The sequence below is a fragment of the Pseudochrobactrum kiredjianiae genome (assembly GCF_030362795.1).
Taxonomy (GTDB): domain Bacteria; phylum Pseudomonadota; class Alphaproteobacteria; order Rhizobiales; family Rhizobiaceae; genus Pseudochrobactrum; species Pseudochrobactrum kiredjianiae.
Window position 1 is genome coordinate 1 of the sequence record NZ_JAUCBM010000005.1, and the last position, 14,574, is coordinate 14,574.

26 protein-coding genes are annotated in these 14,574 nt (G+C 51.0%); all 26 read left to right on the top strand.

Going from position 1 to position 14,574, the window contains the following annotated elements:
- Nucleotides 1-1,164, top strand: a 1,164-nt coding sequence (gene tuf / locus QUF18_RS11230; protein WP_289387206.1) for an elongation factor Tu, incomplete at its 5' end; no start/stop codon positions are given.
- 84 nt (nucleotides 1,165-1,248) lie between these two features.
- On the top strand, nucleotides 1,249-1,557 hold the full coding sequence (gene rpsJ, locus QUF18_RS11235; protein ID WP_002964363.1) for a 30S ribosomal protein S10: 309 nt from the start codon (nucleotides 1,249-1,251) through the stop codon (nucleotides 1,555-1,557).
- Between the two features lie 26 nt (nucleotides 1,558-1,583).
- Complete coding sequence (rplC, locus tag QUF18_RS11240) at nucleotides 1,584-2,312, top strand: 50S ribosomal protein L3 (protein WP_289387207.1); 729 nt, start codon at nucleotides 1,584-1,586, stop codon at nucleotides 2,310-2,312.
- A complete protein-coding gene (gene rplD / locus QUF18_RS11245) occupies nucleotides 2,312-2,932 on the top strand; it encodes a 50S ribosomal protein L4 (RefSeq protein WP_289387208.1) in 621 nt (206 codons plus the stop codon). The genes rplC and rplD overlap by 1 nt, the downstream gene beginning before the upstream one ends.
- A complete protein-coding gene (locus tag QUF18_RS11250) occupies nucleotides 2,929-3,222 on the top strand; it encodes a 50S ribosomal protein L23 (RefSeq protein WP_022710940.1) in 294 nt (97 codons plus the stop codon). The genes rplD and QUF18_RS11250 overlap by 4 nt, the downstream gene beginning before the upstream one ends.
- Before the next feature lie 20 nt (nucleotides 3,223-3,242).
- The gene (gene rplB / locus QUF18_RS11255; RefSeq protein WP_289387209.1) at nucleotides 3,243-4,076 is read left to right on the top strand and encodes a 50S ribosomal protein L2; all 834 of its coding nucleotides are present in this window, start codon (nucleotides 3,243-3,245) and stop codon (nucleotides 4,074-4,076) included.
- A 15-nt stretch (nucleotides 4,077-4,091) separates the two neighbouring features.
- On the top strand, nucleotides 4,092-4,370 hold the full coding sequence (rpsS, locus tag QUF18_RS11260; RefSeq protein WP_022710942.1) for a 30S ribosomal protein S19: 279 nt from the start codon (nucleotides 4,092-4,094) through the stop codon (nucleotides 4,368-4,370).
- Between the two features lie 2 nt (nucleotides 4,371-4,372).
- The gene (rplV, locus tag QUF18_RS11265; protein ID WP_289387210.1) at nucleotides 4,373-4,762 is read left to right on the top strand and encodes a 50S ribosomal protein L22; all 390 of its coding nucleotides are present in this window, start codon (nucleotides 4,373-4,375) and stop codon (nucleotides 4,760-4,762) included.
- A complete protein-coding gene (gene rpsC, locus QUF18_RS11270; RefSeq protein WP_289387211.1) occupies nucleotides 4,762-5,472 on the top strand; it encodes a 30S ribosomal protein S3 in 711 nt (236 codons plus the stop codon). Before rplV ends, rpsC begins: the two co-directional genes overlap by 1 nt.
- 39 nt (nucleotides 5,473-5,511) lie before the next feature.
- Nucleotides 5,512-5,925, top strand: coding sequence for a 50S ribosomal protein L16 (gene rplP, locus QUF18_RS11275; protein WP_289387212.1), 414 nt, complete (start codon nucleotides 5,512-5,514; stop codon nucleotides 5,923-5,925).
- A gap of 11 nt (nucleotides 5,926-5,936) precedes the next feature.
- A complete protein-coding gene (rpmC, locus tag QUF18_RS11280) occupies nucleotides 5,937-6,137 on the top strand; it encodes a 50S ribosomal protein L29 (protein WP_289387213.1) in 201 nt (66 codons plus the stop codon).
- 11 nt (nucleotides 6,138-6,148) lie between these two features.
- Nucleotides 6,149-6,379, top strand: coding sequence for a 30S ribosomal protein S17 (gene rpsQ / locus QUF18_RS11285; RefSeq protein WP_113944905.1), 231 nt, complete (start codon nucleotides 6,149-6,151; stop codon nucleotides 6,377-6,379).
- Between the two features lie 78 nt (nucleotides 6,380-6,457).
- The gene (rplN, locus tag QUF18_RS11290) at nucleotides 6,458-6,826 is read left to right on the top strand and encodes a 50S ribosomal protein L14 (RefSeq protein ID WP_113944906.1); all 369 of its coding nucleotides are present in this window, start codon (nucleotides 6,458-6,460) and stop codon (nucleotides 6,824-6,826) included.
- 13 nt (nucleotides 6,827-6,839) lie between these two features.
- Nucleotides 6,840-7,151 carry a 50S ribosomal protein L24 gene (gene rplX, locus QUF18_RS11295; RefSeq protein WP_289387214.1) on the top strand — a complete coding sequence of 104 codons (312 nt, stop codon included), beginning with the start codon at nucleotides 6,840-6,842 and terminating at the stop codon, nucleotides 7,149-7,151.
- Nucleotides 7,144-7,701 carry a 50S ribosomal protein L5 gene (rplE, locus tag QUF18_RS11300; protein ID WP_289387215.1) on the top strand — a complete coding sequence of 186 codons (558 nt, stop codon included), beginning with the start codon at nucleotides 7,144-7,146 and terminating at the stop codon, nucleotides 7,699-7,701. The genes rplX and rplE overlap by 8 nt, the downstream gene beginning before the upstream one ends.
- A 26-nt stretch (nucleotides 7,702-7,727) precedes the next feature.
- The gene (rpsN, locus tag QUF18_RS11305; protein WP_289387216.1) at nucleotides 7,728-8,033 is read left to right on the top strand and encodes a 30S ribosomal protein S14; all 306 of its coding nucleotides are present in this window, start codon (nucleotides 7,728-7,730) and stop codon (nucleotides 8,031-8,033) included.
- Between the two features lie 12 nt (nucleotides 8,034-8,045).
- The gene (rpsH, locus tag QUF18_RS11310; RefSeq protein ID WP_289387217.1) at nucleotides 8,046-8,444 is read left to right on the top strand and encodes a 30S ribosomal protein S8; all 399 of its coding nucleotides are present in this window, start codon (nucleotides 8,046-8,048) and stop codon (nucleotides 8,442-8,444) included.
- Nucleotides 8,445-8,484: 40 nt separating this feature from the next.
- Nucleotides 8,485-9,018, top strand: coding sequence for a 50S ribosomal protein L6 (gene rplF / locus QUF18_RS11315; RefSeq protein ID WP_289387218.1), 534 nt, complete (start codon nucleotides 8,485-8,487; stop codon nucleotides 9,016-9,018).
- A 12-nt stretch (nucleotides 9,019-9,030) separates the two neighbouring features.
- Nucleotides 9,031-9,393, top strand: a complete 363-nt coding sequence (gene rplR / locus QUF18_RS11320) for a 50S ribosomal protein L18 (protein WP_289387219.1) — start codon at nucleotides 9,031-9,033, stop codon at nucleotides 9,391-9,393.
- A gap of 280 nt (nucleotides 9,394-9,673) precedes the next feature.
- On the top strand, nucleotides 9,674-10,234 hold the full coding sequence (gene rpsE / locus QUF18_RS11325) for a 30S ribosomal protein S5 (RefSeq protein WP_289387220.1): 561 nt from the start codon (nucleotides 9,674-9,676) through the stop codon (nucleotides 10,232-10,234).
- A gap of 47 nt (nucleotides 10,235-10,281) precedes the next feature.
- Nucleotides 10,282-10,479, top strand: coding sequence for a 50S ribosomal protein L30 (gene rpmD, locus QUF18_RS11330; protein ID WP_022710956.1), 198 nt, complete (start codon nucleotides 10,282-10,284; stop codon nucleotides 10,477-10,479).
- A gap of 21 nt (nucleotides 10,480-10,500) precedes the next feature.
- On the top strand, nucleotides 10,501-10,974 hold the full coding sequence (gene rplO, locus QUF18_RS11335; RefSeq protein WP_289387221.1) for a 50S ribosomal protein L15: 474 nt from the start codon (nucleotides 10,501-10,503) through the stop codon (nucleotides 10,972-10,974).
- Nucleotides 10,975-11,126: 152 nt separating this feature from the next.
- A complete protein-coding gene (gene secY, locus QUF18_RS11340) occupies nucleotides 11,127-12,467 on the top strand; it encodes a preprotein translocase subunit SecY (protein WP_289387222.1) in 1,341 nt (446 codons plus the stop codon).
- The gene (locus QUF18_RS11345; RefSeq protein WP_289387223.1) at nucleotides 12,464-13,048 is read left to right on the top strand and encodes an adenylate kinase; all 585 of its coding nucleotides are present in this window, start codon (nucleotides 12,464-12,466) and stop codon (nucleotides 13,046-13,048) included. The genes secY and QUF18_RS11345 overlap by 4 nt, the downstream gene beginning before the upstream one ends.
- Before the next feature lie 475 nt (nucleotides 13,049-13,523).
- Nucleotides 13,524-13,892 carry a 30S ribosomal protein S13 gene (rpsM, locus tag QUF18_RS11350; RefSeq protein WP_075654838.1) on the top strand — a complete coding sequence of 123 codons (369 nt, stop codon included), beginning with the start codon at nucleotides 13,524-13,526 and terminating at the stop codon, nucleotides 13,890-13,892.
- Nucleotides 13,893-14,129: 237 nt separating this feature from the next.
- Nucleotides 14,130-14,519, top strand: a complete 390-nt coding sequence (rpsK, locus tag QUF18_RS11355; RefSeq protein ID WP_289387224.1) for a 30S ribosomal protein S11 — start codon at nucleotides 14,130-14,132, stop codon at nucleotides 14,517-14,519.
- Nucleotides 14,520-14,574 lie beyond the last annotated feature (55 nt).

Genomic DNA, 14,574 nt, shown 5'->3' on the forward strand with positions numbered 1-14,574 from the left:
AAATTTGAACGTAACAAACCGCACGTCAACATCGGCACCATTGGTCACGTTGACCATGGTAAAACCTCGTTGACAGCTGCTATCACCAAATTCTTTGGTGACTTCAAGGCTTACGACCAAATCGATAATGCCCCGGAAGAAAAAGCACGCGGTATCACCATTTCGACTTCGCACGTTGAATACGAAACCGAAAACCGCCACTACGCACACGTAGACTGCCCAGGTCACGCTGACTATGTTAAGAACATGATCACCGGTGCGGCTCAGATGGACGGCGCGATCCTCGTAGTTAACGCTGCTGATGGTCCAATGCCACAGACCCGTGAGCACATCCTGCTCGCTCGTCAGGTTGGTGTTCCTGCGATCGTTGTGTTCCTGAACAAAGTTGATCAGGTTGATGACGAAGAACTTCTGGAACTCGTAGAAATGGAAGTTCGTGAACTTCTTTCGAAATACGACTTCCCAGGTGATGATATTCCAGTTGTTAAGGGTTCGGCTCTTGCTGCTCTGGAAGATTCAAACAAGAAAATCGGTGAAGACGCAGTTCGTGAACTGATGGCTGCTGTGGATGCTTACATCCCAACACCAGAGCGTCCAGTTGATCTGCCATTCCTGATGCCAATCGAAGACGTATTCTCGATCTCCGGCCGTGGTACAGTTGTTACCGGTCGTGTAGAGCGCGGTATCGTTAAAGTTGGTGAAGAAGTTGAAATCGTTGGCATGAAAGCCACCGGTAAAACAACAGTTACCGGCGTTGAAATGTTCCGCAAGCTGCTCGATCAGGGCCAGGCTGGCGATAACATCGGCGCACTGGTTCGCGGTGTAGGTCGTGAAGACGTAGAACGCGGTCAGGTTCTCTGCAAGCCAGGTTCGGTTAAGCCACACACCAAGTTCAAGGCAGAAGCTTATATTCTGACCAAGGACGAAGGTGGTCGTCATACACCATTCTTCACAAACTACCGTCCGCAGTTTTATTTCCGTACAACTGACGTAACCGGTATTGTGACCTTGCCAGAAGGCGTGGAAATGGTTATGCCGGGCGACAACGTAACTGTTGATGTTGCGCTGATCGTACCGATCGCCATGGAAGAAAAACTCCGTTTCGCGATCCGTGAAGGTGGCCGCACCGTTGGTGCAGGTATCGTCGCTTCGATCATCGAGTAATAGATTTGTGCAGGGCGTTTGGTTTGGTGGTTTTAAAAGATCATCGTAACAGCCAAACGTCCCGCGTAATAAGGAACAAATCAAATGAACGGTCAAAACATCCGCATTCGCCTTAAGGCGTTTGACCATCGGATCCTTGACGCTTCGACCCGCGAAATCGTGTCGACTGCCAAGCGTACCGGTGCCAATGTGCGCGGACCGATCCCTCTGCCAACACGGATCGAAAAGTTCACAGTAAACCGGTCGCCGCATATCGATAAGAAAAGCCGCGAGCAGTTCGAGATGCGCACTCATAAGCGTCTTCTCGATATCGTTGACCCAACCCCACAGACAGTTGATGCGCTTATGAAGCTGGATCTGTCGGCTGGTGTTGATGTCGAGATCAAGCTGTAAGGCTTGAGGACGGAAGGAACGAACCGATGCGTTCAGGTGTTATTGCACAAAAGCTGGGCATGACCCGCGTTTATACAGACGCTGGCGAGCATGTACCGGTGACAGTACTCCGCATGGAGAACTGCCACGTTGTAGCTCAGCGCACAGTAGAGAAAAACGGCTATACAGCCGTGCAGCTTGGCGTAGGATTGGCCAAGGTGAAAAATACGACCAAGGCTCTGCGCGGTCACTTCGCGAAGGCTGAAGTTGAACCGAAAGCGAAAGTAGCTGAATTCCGCGTTTCAGAAGACAATCTTCTGGATGTAGGCGCAGAAATCACTGCCGAGCATTTCGTAGCTGGTCAAAAAGTTGACGTTACAGGAACAACAATCGGTAAAGGTTTTGCCGGTGTTATGAAGCGTCACAACTTCGGCGGCGGCCGCGCAACTCATGGTAACTCGGTTTCGCACCGTGCCCATGGTTCGACCGGTCAGCGTCAGGATCCAGGTAAAGTATTCAAAGGCAAGAAAATGGCCGGTCACATGGGTCAGACCCGTGTAACCACGCAGAATATCGAAGTTGTATCTACCGACCTCGATCGCGGCCTTATCCTTGTTCGCGGTGCTGTTCCAGGTTCCAAGGGTGCATGGATCTATGTACGTGATGCTGTAAAAGTATCGCTTCCAGACAGTGCTCCTAAGCCAGCTGGCCTGCGCCAAGCTAAAGGTGAAGCTGCTGTGGTTTCTGAAACTGCAGCGACTGAGGGAGCCGAATAATGGATCTCACGATTACAACACTTGAAGGCAAGGATGCCGGTAAAGTGCAGCTTTCCGAAGAAATCTTCGGTCTTGAGCCGCGCGATGACATCCTTCAGCGCGTTGTCCTTTGGCAGCTCGCTCGCCGTCAGCAGGGTACTCACCAGACACTGACCCGTGGTGAAGTTGCACGTACCGGTGCAAAAATGTACAAGCAGAAGGGTACGGGCCGCGCTCGTCACCATTCCGCACGTGCACCACAGTTCCGTGGCGGTGGTAAGGCTCATGGCCCTGTTTCCCGCAGCTACGAGCACGATCTTCCTAAGAAGGTTCGCGCTTTGGCACTGCGTCACGCCCTTTCGGCTAAGGTTAAAGCCTCTGATCTGATCATCATCGATGATCTGGCAGCTGCAGAAGCCAAGACCAAGCTGCTGGTAAGCCAGTTTGCTAATCTCGGTCTGGAAAATGCACTGTTGATCGGTGGCGCTGAAATCGACGCCAACTTCAAGCTGGCTGCATCCAATATTCCGAATATTGATGTATTGCCGGTACAGGGCATCAACGTTTACGACATTCTTCGCCGTGGCAAGCTCGTCCTTTCCAAGGCAGCTGTCGAAGCCCTCGAGGAGCGTTTCAAATGACAGATCTTCGTCATTATGATGTGATCGTTAGCCCGGTCATTACCGAAAAGTCGACCATGGTTTCCGAATTTAACCAGATCGTCTTTAACGTAGCCCGCAAGGCCACGAAACCAGAGATCAAAGCTGCAGTAGAAGCGCTTTTCGGCGTGAAAGTTACAGCTGTGAACACCACTGTGCGTAAAGGCAAAGTGAAGCGGTTCCGCGGTATTGTTGGGCGCCAGAGCGATGTCAAAAAAGCGATCGTAACTTTGGCTGAAGGCCAGAGCATCGACGTTTCGACTGGTCTCTGAGAGGCCGTGGAGTAAAGACAATGGCACTCAAGCACTTTAATCCGATCACTCCTAGCCTGCGTCAGCTGGTTATTGTTGATCGTTCGGAGCTCTTCAAAGGTAAGCCGGTCAAGGCATTGACCGAAGGTTTGTCTAAAAAGGGCGGTCGTAACAACACCGGTCGTATCACTGTTCGCTTTCAGGGCGGTGGTCACAAGCGTACTTACCGCTTTATCGATTTTAAGCGTACAAAGCACGATTTGACTGCTACTGTTGAGCGTCTTGAATACGATCCAAACCGTACCGCATTCATCGCGTTGATCCGCTACGAAGACGGTGTTCTGAACTACATCCTGGCACCACAGCGTCTTGCTGTTGGCGACAAGGTAGTTTCAGGTGCACAGGTTGACGTTAAGCCAGGTAATGCGATGCCACTCGGTGCGATGCCGGTTGGTACCATTATCCACAACGTGGAAATGAAGCCGGGCAAGGGCGGTCAGATCGCTCGTTCCGCTGGTACCTATGCTCAGCTCGTTGGTCGCGATCAGGGAATGGCGATTCTTCGCCTGAACTCAGGTGAACAGCGTCTGGTCCATTCGGCCTGTATGGCTACTGTTGGCGCCGTATCCAATCCGGATCACGGCAACACCAACGACGGTAAAGCCGGTCGTTCCGTATGGCGCGGTAAGCGTCCACACGTACGCGGCGTTGCTATGAACCCGGTTGATCACCCGCACGGTGGTGGTGAAGGTCGTACTTCGGGTGGTCGTCATCCTGTTACTCCGTGGGGTAAACCTACGAAGGGCAAGAAGACACGCTCGAACAAAGCGACAGATAAATTCATCGCTCGCTCGCGTCATCAGCGTAAGAAATAAGAGAGGTAGTCTAAAGTGGCTCGTTCAGTTTGGAAAGGACCGTTTATTGACGGCTATCTTCTCAAGAAGGCTGAGAAGGTACGCTCCGGCGGTCGTAATGAGGTCATCAAGATTTGGAGCCGTCGCTCCACAATCTTGCCGCAGTTTGTTGGCCTGACCTTTGGTGTATACAACGGTAATAAACACATTCCTGTGTCCATCTCCGAAGAAATGGTCGGACACAAGTTCGGTGAATTCGCTCCAACCCGTACCTATTACGGTCACGGTGCGGACAAGAAAGCGAAGAGGAAGTAAGTATGGGCAAGGCTAAGGCTCCGCGCCAGCTTAAGGATAACGAGGCGAAAGCCGTCGCCCGCACGATTCGCGTTAGCCCGCAGAAACTTAATCTTGTCGCGGCGTTGATCCGCGGCAAGAAAGTTAACGCGGCTCTTGCTGATCTGTCGTTCTCGCGCAAGCGTATCGCAGAAACAGTTAAGAAGACGCTCGAATCGGCAATCGCCAACGCAGAAAACAATCATGACCTTGATGTTGATGCTTTGGTCGTTGCGGAAGCTTCTGTTGGCAAGTCGATCGTCATGAAGCGCTTTCATGTACGTGGCCGTGGTAAGGCAAGCCGGATTGAACGTCCGTTTTCGCATCTGACCATCGTTGTCCGCGAAGTCGCCGCAAAAGGGGAGGCTGCATAATGGGCCAGAAGATTAATCCGATCGGTTTTCGTCTGGGCATCAACCGTACCTGGGATTCGCGTTGGTACGCGAATACCGGCGAATACGGTAAGCTGCTTCATGAAGACCTGAAGATTCGCAAATACCTGACTGAAGAACTCAAACAGGCTGCGATCTCCAAAATCGTGATTGAACGTCCGCACAAGAAGTGCCGTGTGACCATTCACTCGGCTCGTCCGGGCATTATCATCGGTAAAAAGGGTGCAGATATCGAAAAGCTTCGCAAGAAGCTGTCCGATATGACCAACTCTGACGCAGTTCTCAACATTGTTGAAGTTCGTAAGCCAGAAGTTGATGCTACTCTGATTGCTCAGTCGATCACTCAGCAGCTGGAACGCCGTGTGGCATTCCGTCGCGCTATGAAGCGTGCTGTTCAGTCCGCAATGCGTCTCGGCGCAGAAGGCATCCGTATTAATTGTTCGGGTCGTCTTGGCGGTGCAGAAATTGCACGTATGGAATGGTACCGTGAAGGTCGCGTTCCTCTTCACACTCTGCGCGCTGATATTGACTACGGTACAGCTGAAGCACAGACCGCTTACGGTATCTGCGGCGTGAAGGTTTGGGTATTCAAGGGCGAAATCCTTGAGCACGATCCAATGGCTTCTGAACGTCGTGCGATTGAGAGCGACGCTCAGGGTCCGCAGTCAAACCGCCGCCGCGAAAACGCTTAATTTTAAGCGTTTTCGGTTAGAATATTGGAGTAGAGAACAATGTTGCAGCCTAAGCGCACAAAGTTCCGTAAGCAGTTCAAGGGCCGTATTCACGGTGAATCCAAGGGCGGTACGGATCTTAACTTCGGTGCTTTCGGTCTGAAGGCAGTCGAGCCTGAGCGTGTTACAGCACGTCAGATCGAAGCCGCTCGCCGTGCCATTACCCGTCACATGAAACGTGCCGGTCGTGTATGGATCCGGATCTTCCCGGATCTGCCAGTAACTTCTAAACCTACCGAAGTCCGTATGGGTAAAGGTAAGGGTTCAGTGGACTACTGGGCATGCCGCGTAGCACCAGGTCGTGTTATGTTTGAGCTTGACGGCGTAGCCGAAGATGTGGCACGTGAAGCTCTCAGACTCGGAGCTGCGAAGCTGCCGATCAAGACGCGTTTTATTCAACGCATCGCTGAATAAGAGAGACAGCTATGAAAGCCGCAGACATCCGGGCCAAAAGCCTCGACCAGATGACTGATCAGTTGGGTGGATTGAAGAAAGAGCAGTTTAATCTGCGCTTTCAGAAAGCCACCGGTCAGTTGGAAAAAACCGCTCGTGTGAAGCAGGTTCGCCGCGACATCGCACGTATCAAGACTATTGCCCGCCAGAAGGCGGCCGAAAGCAAGGCATAAGGAATATAATAATGCCTAAACGCATTCTGCAGGGCGTTGTCGTTAGCGACAAGAACGACAAAACTGTCGTTGTTAAAGTGGAGCGCCGTTACGCGCATCCACTGCTTCAGAAGATTATTCGTCAGTCCAAGAAGTACAAAGCTCACGACGCCAACAACCAGTTCAAGGTTGGGGATCAGGTTTCCATTCAGGAATCTGCTCCGATTTCGAAAGACAAACGTTGGGTAGTTCTCGCGAACTAATTAACGGGCTAACATAAACACGCAGCTTAGGTAGGGCATGAGCCCTTAACCAGCTGAGAGATAAGAAGGCGGCCAGTCATGATTCAGATGCAAACAAACCTCGACGTGGCGGATAATTCCGGCGCACGTCGTGTCATGTGCATCAAGGTGCTGGGCGGCTCGAAACGGAAATACGCTTCCGTTGGTGACATCATTGTGGTGTCCATCAAGGAAGCGATTCCTCGTGGCCGCGTAAAAAAGGGTGACGTAATGAAGGCGGTTGTGGTTCGCACAGCCAAGGACATTCGTCGCGCAGATGGCAGCGTTATCCGTTTTGATAACAATGCCGCTGTTTTGATTGATAACAAGAAAGAGCCTATCGGCACACGTATCTTCGGACCGGTTCCACGCGAACTTCGCGCTAAGAGCCATATGAAGATCATCTCGCTGGCTCCTGAAGTTCTGTAAGGGAAGTTCGACGATGCAAAAGATTCGCAAAGGCGACCGCGTTGTAGTGCTTGTCGGTAAGGACAAGGGCCGTACCGGTGAAGTGATCAAGGTCTTGCCAAAAGAAGATCAGGCTTTCGTAAGCGGTATCAATATTGTTAAGCGCCATCAGCGTCAGACACAGACACAGGAAGCCGGCATTATTTCGAAAGAAGCCGCAATCCATTTGTCGAACCTGGCAATTGCTGATCCTAAAGATGGTAAGCCAACTCGCGTTGGTTTCATCGAAAAGGATGGCAAGAAGGTACGCGTAGCAAAACGTTCCGGAGAGTCGATCGATGGCTGAAGCAAAGAGTGAACCACGCTTCAAGACGCTTTATAAGGATACAATCCGTAAAGCTCTTCTTGAAGAGTTCAAATACAGCAACGAAATGCAGATTCCACGCGTTTCTAAAGTTGTAATCAATATGGGTGTTGGCGAAGCCACTGCAGACTCTAAAAAGCCTGCACGCGCTGCTGAAGATCTGGCACAAATCGCCGGTCAGAAGGCTGTCATTACCCGCGCACGTAATTCAATCGCAACCTTCAAACTCCGTGAAGATATGCCGATTGGTACGAAAGTCACCCTGCGTGGCGAGCGTATGTATGAATTTTTGGATCGTCTGATCACGATTGCGCTTCCGCGCGTTCGCGACTTTCGCGGTCTGAATCCTAAAAGCTTTGACGGTCGTGGCAACTTCGCCATGGGTATCAAGGAACACATCGTGTTTCCAGAAATCAACTACGATAAAGTTGATCAGATCTGGGGCATGGACATCATCGTTTGCACGACTGCACCAACGGATGATGAAGCTCGCGCTCTTCTGCGCGCCTTCAACTTCCCGTTTCGCCAGTAACGACAAGCGTAGCGAGGTAATCAAAAATGGCCAAGACTAGCGCAGTCGAAAACAACAAGCGCCGCGAAAAGTTGGTTAAGCGTCATGCTGTTAAGCGTGCACGTTTGAAGGCAATTGTTATGGATCAGTCCCTGCCTCTGGATGAGCGCTTCCGCGCTACAATCCAGTTGGCTGAGATGCCACGTAACTCCTCCAAAGTTCGCATTCGCAACCGTTGCGAAGTTTCCGGACGTCCACGCGGTTTCTACCGCAAGCTTCGTATGTCGCGTATTGCTTTGCGCCAGCTGGGTTCGCTCGGCCAGGTTCCAGGCATCGTAAAGTCGAGCTGGTAAGGGAGTTATTACATGACTATGTCAGATCCTATCGGCGATATGCTGACCCGCATCCGCAATGCGCTTGGACGTAAAAAGACCAAGCTCTCCACACCTGCTTCCAAGCTGCGCGCTCGCGTACTTGATGTGCTGCAGGCTGAAGGCTACATCCGCGGATACACACAGACCGACTTCGACAACGGTAAATCCGAAATCGAAATCGAACTGAAATATTACGAGGGTGCGCCTGTCATCCGTGAATTGACCCGCGTTTCAAAGCCGGGCCGTCGCGTTTACGTTTCGGTAAAGTCGATTCCACAAGTCGCTAACGGCCTTGGTATCTCCATTCTTTCCACCCCTAAGGGTGTGATGGCAGATCATCAGGCTCGTGAGCAAAACGTTGGTGGTGAGCTGCTCTGCCGCATCTTCTGATGTGGCTGAGTGGTGAACATAGAAACGGACAGGGTTAACAATGTCTCGTATCGGTAAAAAACCCGTGCCGGTTCCGGCAGGCGTGACCGCCAGCGTTGATGGTCAGACTGTTATTGCCAAAGGCACTAAAGGCGAACTTCAGTTCGTTGTAAGTCAAGAAGTAAGCGTTAAGATGGAAGAGGGCGCAGTTAGCGTTACTCCTCTGTCCCAGTCGAAAGACGCCCGCGCTAAATGGGGCATGGCCCGTACCATGATCAGCAACATCTTCACCGGTGTTAAAGACGGCTTCGAAAAGAAGCTTGAAATTACCGGTGTTGGTTATCGTGCTGCTATGCAGGGTAAGAATCTTCAGCTTTCGCTGGGTTTCAGCCATGAAGTCATCTACGATGTTCCAGCCGGCATCACTGTTGCAACACCAAAGCCAACGGAAATCGTTATCTCTGGTATTGACAAGCAGGTTGTAGGTCAAGTTGCTGCCGAGATCCGTGAATACCGTTCACCTGAGCCTTATAAAGGCAAGGGCGTTCGTTATGCCGGTGAAGTTATCGTCCGCAAGGCCGGTAAGAAGAAATAAGGAACACGTGTTATGGCATCGCCGAAACAAACTATTCAGCGCCGTGCTGCACGCGTTCGTCGTCAGCTCAAAGCTGTTTCGAATGGTCGCCTGCGTCTGAGCGTACACCGTACGTCCAAGAATATCTACGCACAGATCATCGATGATGTTCGTGGTCATACCGTTGCTGCCGCCTCCACTCTGGAAGGTGAGCTCAAGGGTTCTCTGAAAACCGGTGCCGATACTGCAGCAGCTGCTGCAGTTGGCAAGCTGGTTGCAGAGCGTGCCGCTCAGGCTGGCGTAGCAGAAGTTGTCTTCGATCGTGGCGCATATATTTTCCACGGTCGTGTGAAAGCTCTTGCTGACGCAGCGCGTGAAGCTGGTCTCAGCTTCTAAAAAAATACAAAAAATGTCGTCAGGTGCTTGCATTTGACGACATTTTTTATGTATTACAGCCTCGTGTTTCACAAGTGAATCACAATAGACGCTGTAAGCTAAACTACACATCATAGTTGCCTGATACGTTTTAACGTTGATCGCATTGATGGCAAGGCGCTCTGGTATCGGTTCTGACTTGTCATGAAACCGAGCTATGGGTGCCTATTTGTGCATTTTCAGACTTAATGTCTTGTTAATGTTTCAATTGTGCTTCCGGAAAAGAAAAAGGAATTAGGAAATGGCACAGAAAGAACGTAATCGCGATGACCGCGGTCGCGAAGAGCGCGATAGCGAATTCGTAGATAAACTGGTTCATATTAACCGCGTTGCTAAAGTTGTTAAGGGCGGTCGTCGCTTCGGCTTTGCTGCTCTGGTTGTTGTTGGTGATCAGAAAGGCCGCGTAGGCTTTGGTCATGGTAAAGCCCGCGAAGTGCCTGAAGCAATTCGTAAGGCAACTGAAGCTGCTAAGCGTGACATGATTTTTGTTCCGCTGCGTTCAGGTCGTACACTGCATCACGACGTTCAGGGCCGTCATGGCGCCGGTAAAGTTCTCTTGCGTTCGGCTCCTGCCGGTAAGGGTATCATTGCTGGTGGTCCAATGCGTGCGGTTTTCGAAACGCTCGGCGTTCAGGACGTTGTAGCCAAGTCCCTTGGCTCATCAAATCCATACAACATGGTGCGTGCAACCTTTGATGCTCTGAAGCATCAGATGCACCCGAAAGATATCGCTGCACAGCGCGGTATCAAGTATTCGACCCTGCAGGCACGTCGTCAGGACGTTGTCGGTGGTGAAGAGTAACCATTGGGGAGGGCCGCAAGGCTCGCCAGGACTTAAGGAACAAAGTTATGTCTTCTACTAAAGGCAAAACGGTTACCGTTGAACAGATTGGTAGCCCAATTCGTCGTCCGAAAGAACAGCGCGCTACGCTCGTTGGTCTCGGTCTTAACAAAATGCGCCGCCGCAGCACACTGGAAGATACACCTTCCGTTCGTGGTATGATTGCTAAGGTTGCGCACCTCGTTCGCGTTGTGGACGAAGCTTAATTAAAGCGCAGGAGAATTATCATGAAACTTAATGATCTGCGTGAAAACCCAGGTGCAACCAAAGCCCGCAAACGCGTTGGCCGTGGTATCGGTTCCGGCTCCGGCAAAACCGGTGGTCGCGGTGTGAAGGGGCAGAAGTCCCGTTCAGGCGTGGCTATCAACGGTTTTGAAGGCGGTCAGATGCCAATCTACCGTCGCTTGCCAAAGCGCGGTTTTACCAACATCTTCGCTAAGAAGTTCAATGTTGTGTCGGTTGGTCGCATTCAGGAAGCTGTTGATGCCGGTAAATTGGATGCAAAAGCATCTGTTACTGCTGAAACACTTATCGCTGCCGGTATTATCCGTCGCGCTCTGGATGGTTTCCGCGTCGTTTCTGACGGTGAAATCACTGCGAAGCTGGTGATTGAAGCCGCCGGTGCTTCTAAGGTTGCGATCGAAAAGATCGAAAAAGCAGGCGGTTCGGTAAAATTACCTGAAGCTGCTTCTGCCGAATAAGACCTCAGAAATACCTTCAAGACGGCGGCCTTAGAGCCGCCGTTTTCAACTTTATGCCTATTGATTTCATGTGCCTACTTGCGTCTTGATGTCTATGGGCATATCTGGGGAGGGGCGTCAGATTCTGACGTACGACAGACCGGAGTAATCTCATGGCATCGGCTGCTGAACAGCTTGCATCCAATTTGAATTTTTCAGCCTTTTCGAAGGCCACTGAGCTCAAGAAGCGTATCTGGTTTACGCTCGGGGCTCTGCTTGTGTATCGTTTTGGTACATATATTCCTTTGCCGGGCATTAATCCTGACGCGCTGGCCCAGTCGTTCCAGCAGCACAGTCAGGGCGTGCTGGGGCTGTTCAATATGTTCGCCGGTGGTGCTGTTGCACGTATGGCGATCTTTGCGCTAGGGATTATGCCGTATATTTCGGCATCGATTATTGTACAGCTTATGACCTCTGTGGTGCCTTCACTTGAAGCACTCAAGAAAGAGGGCGAAGCCGGACGTAAAGTTATCAACCAGTATACGCGTTACGGTACAGTGCTTCTGGCGCTTGTGCAGGCCTATGCAATCTCTGTGGGGCTTGAGTCCGGCAGTGGTATTGTGACGGATCCGGGACTATTCTTCCGCGTGACTTCGGTCATTACGCTTGTCGGCGGTACAATGTTCCTGATGTGGCTTGGTGAGCAGATCACTGCGCGTGGTATCGGTAACGGTATTTCCCTGATCATTTTTGCCGGTATTGTTGCGAACCTTCCGCACGCGATTTCCGGTACTCTTGAACTTGGCCGTACTGGTGCGTTGTCAACAGTGCTTATTCTTGCTGTGATCGCTCTGGCAATCTTCCTGATTGCTGTGATCGTGTTCGTTGAACGCGCTCAGCGTCGTCTTCTGATCCAGTATCCGAAGCGTCAGGTCGGTAACCGTATGGCGCAGGGCGAAACATCGCATCTGCCGCTTAAACTGAATACTGCCGGTGTTATTCCTCCGATCTTTGCATCGTCACTGCTGTTGCTGCCTGCAACTGTTGCCGGTTTTGCAAATTCGGAAAATATGCCTGCATGGGGAAGCATGCTTCTTTCGGCTCTCGGTCACGGCCAGCCGATCTATATGTTCCTTTATGCAGCGCTGATGGCATTCTTCTGCTTCTTCTATACCGCGATTGTCTTTAATCCTAAGGACACCGCAGACCAGCTGAAGAAACATTCCGGCTTTATTCCGGGCATCCGTCCGGGTGAACGCACCGCGGAATACATCGATTATGTTCTGACCCGTATTACCGTGGTTGGCGCTATCTATATCGTGATTGTCTGTCTTGTACCTGAGTTCCTGATTTCAGCGGCCGGTGTACCTTTCTATCTCGGTGGTACGTCCCTGCTTATCGTTGTTAACGTAACACTTGATACGGTTGCACAGATACAGGGTCATCTCATTGCCCATCAATATGAAGGGCTGATCAAAAAATCCAAACTTCGTGGGGGAAGACGGGCGAGATGAGACTTATACTTTTAGGACCTCCGGGCGCAGGTAAGGGCACACAGGCAAAAATTCTCACTGAGAAATATGCTATCCCACAGCTTTCGACCGGTGACATGCTCCGTGCAGCAGTTGCTGCACAGACTGAAGTTGGCAAGCGCGCCAAAGCAGTTATGGATGCGGGTCAGTTAGTTTCCGATGAGATTGTTAATGCGATTGTTTCTGATCGCATTGACCAGCCGGATTGCGCGAACGGATTTATCCTTGATGGTTATCCGCGTACCGTACCTCAGGCACAGGCGCTGACAGGTATGCTGAAAGACAAGCATGCTGAGCTGGATGCGGTTATTGAGCTGAAGGTGGATGAGACTGCTCTGATTAAGCGTATGGAAAACCGCGTTGCGGAAACCATTGCTGCGGGCGGTACTGTTCGTTCAGATGATAATCCTGAAGCGTTCCGCAAGCGTCTGATCGAGTATCGTGAAAAAACCGCGCCTTTGTCTGACTATTATGCAGGCACCGGTGAGTTGAAGCTGGTTGATGGCATGGCGGCTATGGCCGATGTGACAGCAGAAATTGAAAAGCTTCTGCTTCCTGCCTGATCAGGTTTTCTGGTTTGGATAAATACAAAAAAGCCGGCCTGATGTTTCAGGCTGGCTTTTATTTTTGACAGTCACCTGTATTACGATATTAATGAAACGGTAAGGATTTACGGTCTCTTGGTGATAGAGGTTGACTTTTCCTTTCGATTCCGTCAAAGACAGCGACAATTCGCTTAATTCGATGGACGATGCCGGATTCCGGTCTCGTTCGTTTTTATGCTGTCTGTATCCGGTGGTTCGGCACAGGCATAGAGAACAGATCCGGTTTTTATTAAAAAGGCTGGTGGATCTCTTGGATTTCGTTCGTGTTATTCGCTGTAATCCCGCATTTTGCGGCAGATAATGGCAGATAGCGTACGGTAGAGCTCATTACAGCGATAAGCCGGTGTTCGGCGCTGTAATATTTAAAACTACCGCATGATCTAAAAAATAGCCGAAATGGCTGTTATTCTGCGGTTCATACAGGAGAAAGCGCATGGCACGTATTGCTGGCGTAAACATTCCAACGAATAAGCGTGCAATCATTGCACTTCAGTATATTCACGGTATTGGCCCTAAATTTGCTGCTGAAATCATGGAAAAGGTCGGCATTGCGCTTGATCGCCGTGTAAACCAGCTGACAGATGCTGAAGTCCTGCAGATCCGTGAAACCATTGACCGTGATTACCAGGTTGAAGGTGATCTGCGTCGTGAAGTTTCGATGAACATCAAACGTCTGATGGATCTGGGCTGCTACCGCGGTCTGCGTCATCGTCGTTCCCTGCCGGTTCGCGGTCAGCGTACCCACACCAATGCTCGTACCCGTAAGGGTCCTGCAAAGGCGATCGCCGGTAAGAAGAAGTAATCTGAAAATACCGGAGCTGTTTCATAAAATAGCTCCGGTATTTGCTTGTCTCTGCTCCGGCCTTATTCGCCGGGTGAGAAATAAGTTGGATTATGCTCCCGTTGCGGGGCATCTTAAAGTTTGGCTCTGAAAAGCGCCAATAAACAGATCCAGACATGGGCAGGCCTTAAAACCTGAAACATGTCGGTGTAGCCGCTGGTACTACGGCGGTGTAGAGATCAATTGGAAGGACTAGTTATGGCTAAAGAAGCCGGTCGCGTTCGTCGTCGCGAACGTAAAAATATCTCTTCGGGTGTTGCTCACGTCAATTCGACATTCAACAACACAATGATCACCATCACTGATGCGCAGGGCAATGCTATTGCTTGGTCGTCAGCTGGCGCACAGGGCTTCAAGGGTTCGCGTAAATCGACTCCTTTTGCTGCTCAGATCGCTGCTGAAGATTGCGCTAAGAAGGCTCAGGAACACGGCATGCGTTCGCTGGAAGTTGAAGTTTGCGGTCCGGGTTCCGGCCGTGAATCAGCGCTTCGCGCTCTGCAGGCTGCAGGTTTCACGATCACTTCGATCCGTGATGTGACACCGATCCCGCACAATGGTTGCCGTCCACGCAAGAAGCGTCGCGTCTAATCAGTTCATCGCCGCAAGGGCCCGAACATATTGTTCAGGTCTTTCGTGGTTTCCA

Bases quoted from the DNA above. Each gene is read 5' to 3' on its own strand.
- QUF18_RS11250 (WP_022710940.1), top strand. From the start codon at position 2,929: ATGACAGATCTTCGTCATTATGATGTGATCGTTAGCCCGGTCATTACC.
- rplC (WP_289387207.1), top strand. From the start codon at position 1,584: ATGCGTTCAGGTGTTATTGCACAAAAGCTGGGCATGACCCGCGTTTAT.
- secY (WP_289387222.1), top strand. From the start codon at position 11,127: ATGGCATCGGCTGCTGAACAGCTTGCATCCAATTTGAATTTTTCAGCC.
- rpmC (WP_289387213.1), top strand. From the start codon at position 5,937: ATGAAAGCCGCAGACATCCGGGCCAAAAGCCTCGACCAGATGACTGAT.
- rplV (WP_289387210.1), top strand. From the start codon at position 4,373: ATGGGCAAGGCTAAGGCTCCGCGCCAGCTTAAGGATAACGAGGCGAAA.
- rpsJ (WP_002964363.1), top strand. From the start codon at position 1,249: ATGAACGGTCAAAACATCCGCATTCGCCTTAAGGCGTTTGACCATCGG.
- rpsM (WP_075654838.1), top strand. From the start codon at position 13,524: ATGGCACGTATTGCTGGCGTAAACATTCCAACGAATAAGCGTGCAATC.
- rplR (WP_289387219.1), top strand. From the start codon at position 9,031: ATGGCATCGCCGAAACAAACTATTCAGCGCCGTGCTGCACGCGTTCGT.
- rpsN (WP_289387216.1), top strand. From the start codon at position 7,728: ATGGCCAAGACTAGCGCAGTCGAAAACAACAAGCGCCGCGAAAAGTTG.
- rplD (WP_289387208.1), top strand. From the start codon at position 2,312: ATGGATCTCACGATTACAACACTTGAAGGCAAGGATGCCGGTAAAGTG.
- rplN (WP_113944906.1), top strand. From the start codon at position 6,458: ATGATTCAGATGCAAACAAACCTCGACGTGGCGGATAATTCCGGCGCA.
- rpsH (WP_289387217.1), top strand. From the start codon at position 8,046: ATGACTATGTCAGATCCTATCGGCGATATGCTGACCCGCATCCGCAAT.
- rpmD (WP_022710956.1), top strand. From the start codon at position 10,282: ATGTCTTCTACTAAAGGCAAAACGGTTACCGTTGAACAGATTGGTAGC.
- rplF (WP_289387218.1), top strand. From the start codon at position 8,485: ATGTCTCGTATCGGTAAAAAACCCGTGCCGGTTCCGGCAGGCGTGACC.
- rplO (WP_289387221.1), top strand. From the start codon at position 10,501: ATGAAACTTAATGATCTGCGTGAAAACCCAGGTGCAACCAAAGCCCGC.
- rpsK (WP_289387224.1), top strand. From the start codon at position 14,130: ATGGCTAAAGAAGCCGGTCGCGTTCGTCGTCGCGAACGTAAAAATATC.
- rpsQ (WP_113944905.1), top strand. From the start codon at position 6,149: ATGCCTAAACGCATTCTGCAGGGCGTTGTCGTTAGCGACAAGAACGAC.
- rpsC (WP_289387211.1), top strand. From the start codon at position 4,762: ATGGGCCAGAAGATTAATCCGATCGGTTTTCGTCTGGGCATCAACCGT.
- rplX (WP_289387214.1), top strand. From the start codon at position 6,840: ATGCAAAAGATTCGCAAAGGCGACCGCGTTGTAGTGCTTGTCGGTAAG.
- rplB (WP_289387209.1), top strand. From the start codon at position 3,243: ATGGCACTCAAGCACTTTAATCCGATCACTCCTAGCCTGCGTCAGCTG.
- rplE (WP_289387215.1), top strand. From the start codon at position 7,144: ATGGCTGAAGCAAAGAGTGAACCACGCTTCAAGACGCTTTATAAGGAT.
- rpsE (WP_289387220.1), top strand. From the start codon at position 9,674: ATGGCACAGAAAGAACGTAATCGCGATGACCGCGGTCGCGAAGAGCGC.
- rplP (WP_289387212.1), top strand. From the start codon at position 5,512: ATGTTGCAGCCTAAGCGCACAAAGTTCCGTAAGCAGTTCAAGGGCCGT.
- QUF18_RS11345 (WP_289387223.1), top strand. From the start codon at position 12,464: ATGAGACTTATACTTTTAGGACCTCCGGGCGCAGGTAAGGGCACACAG.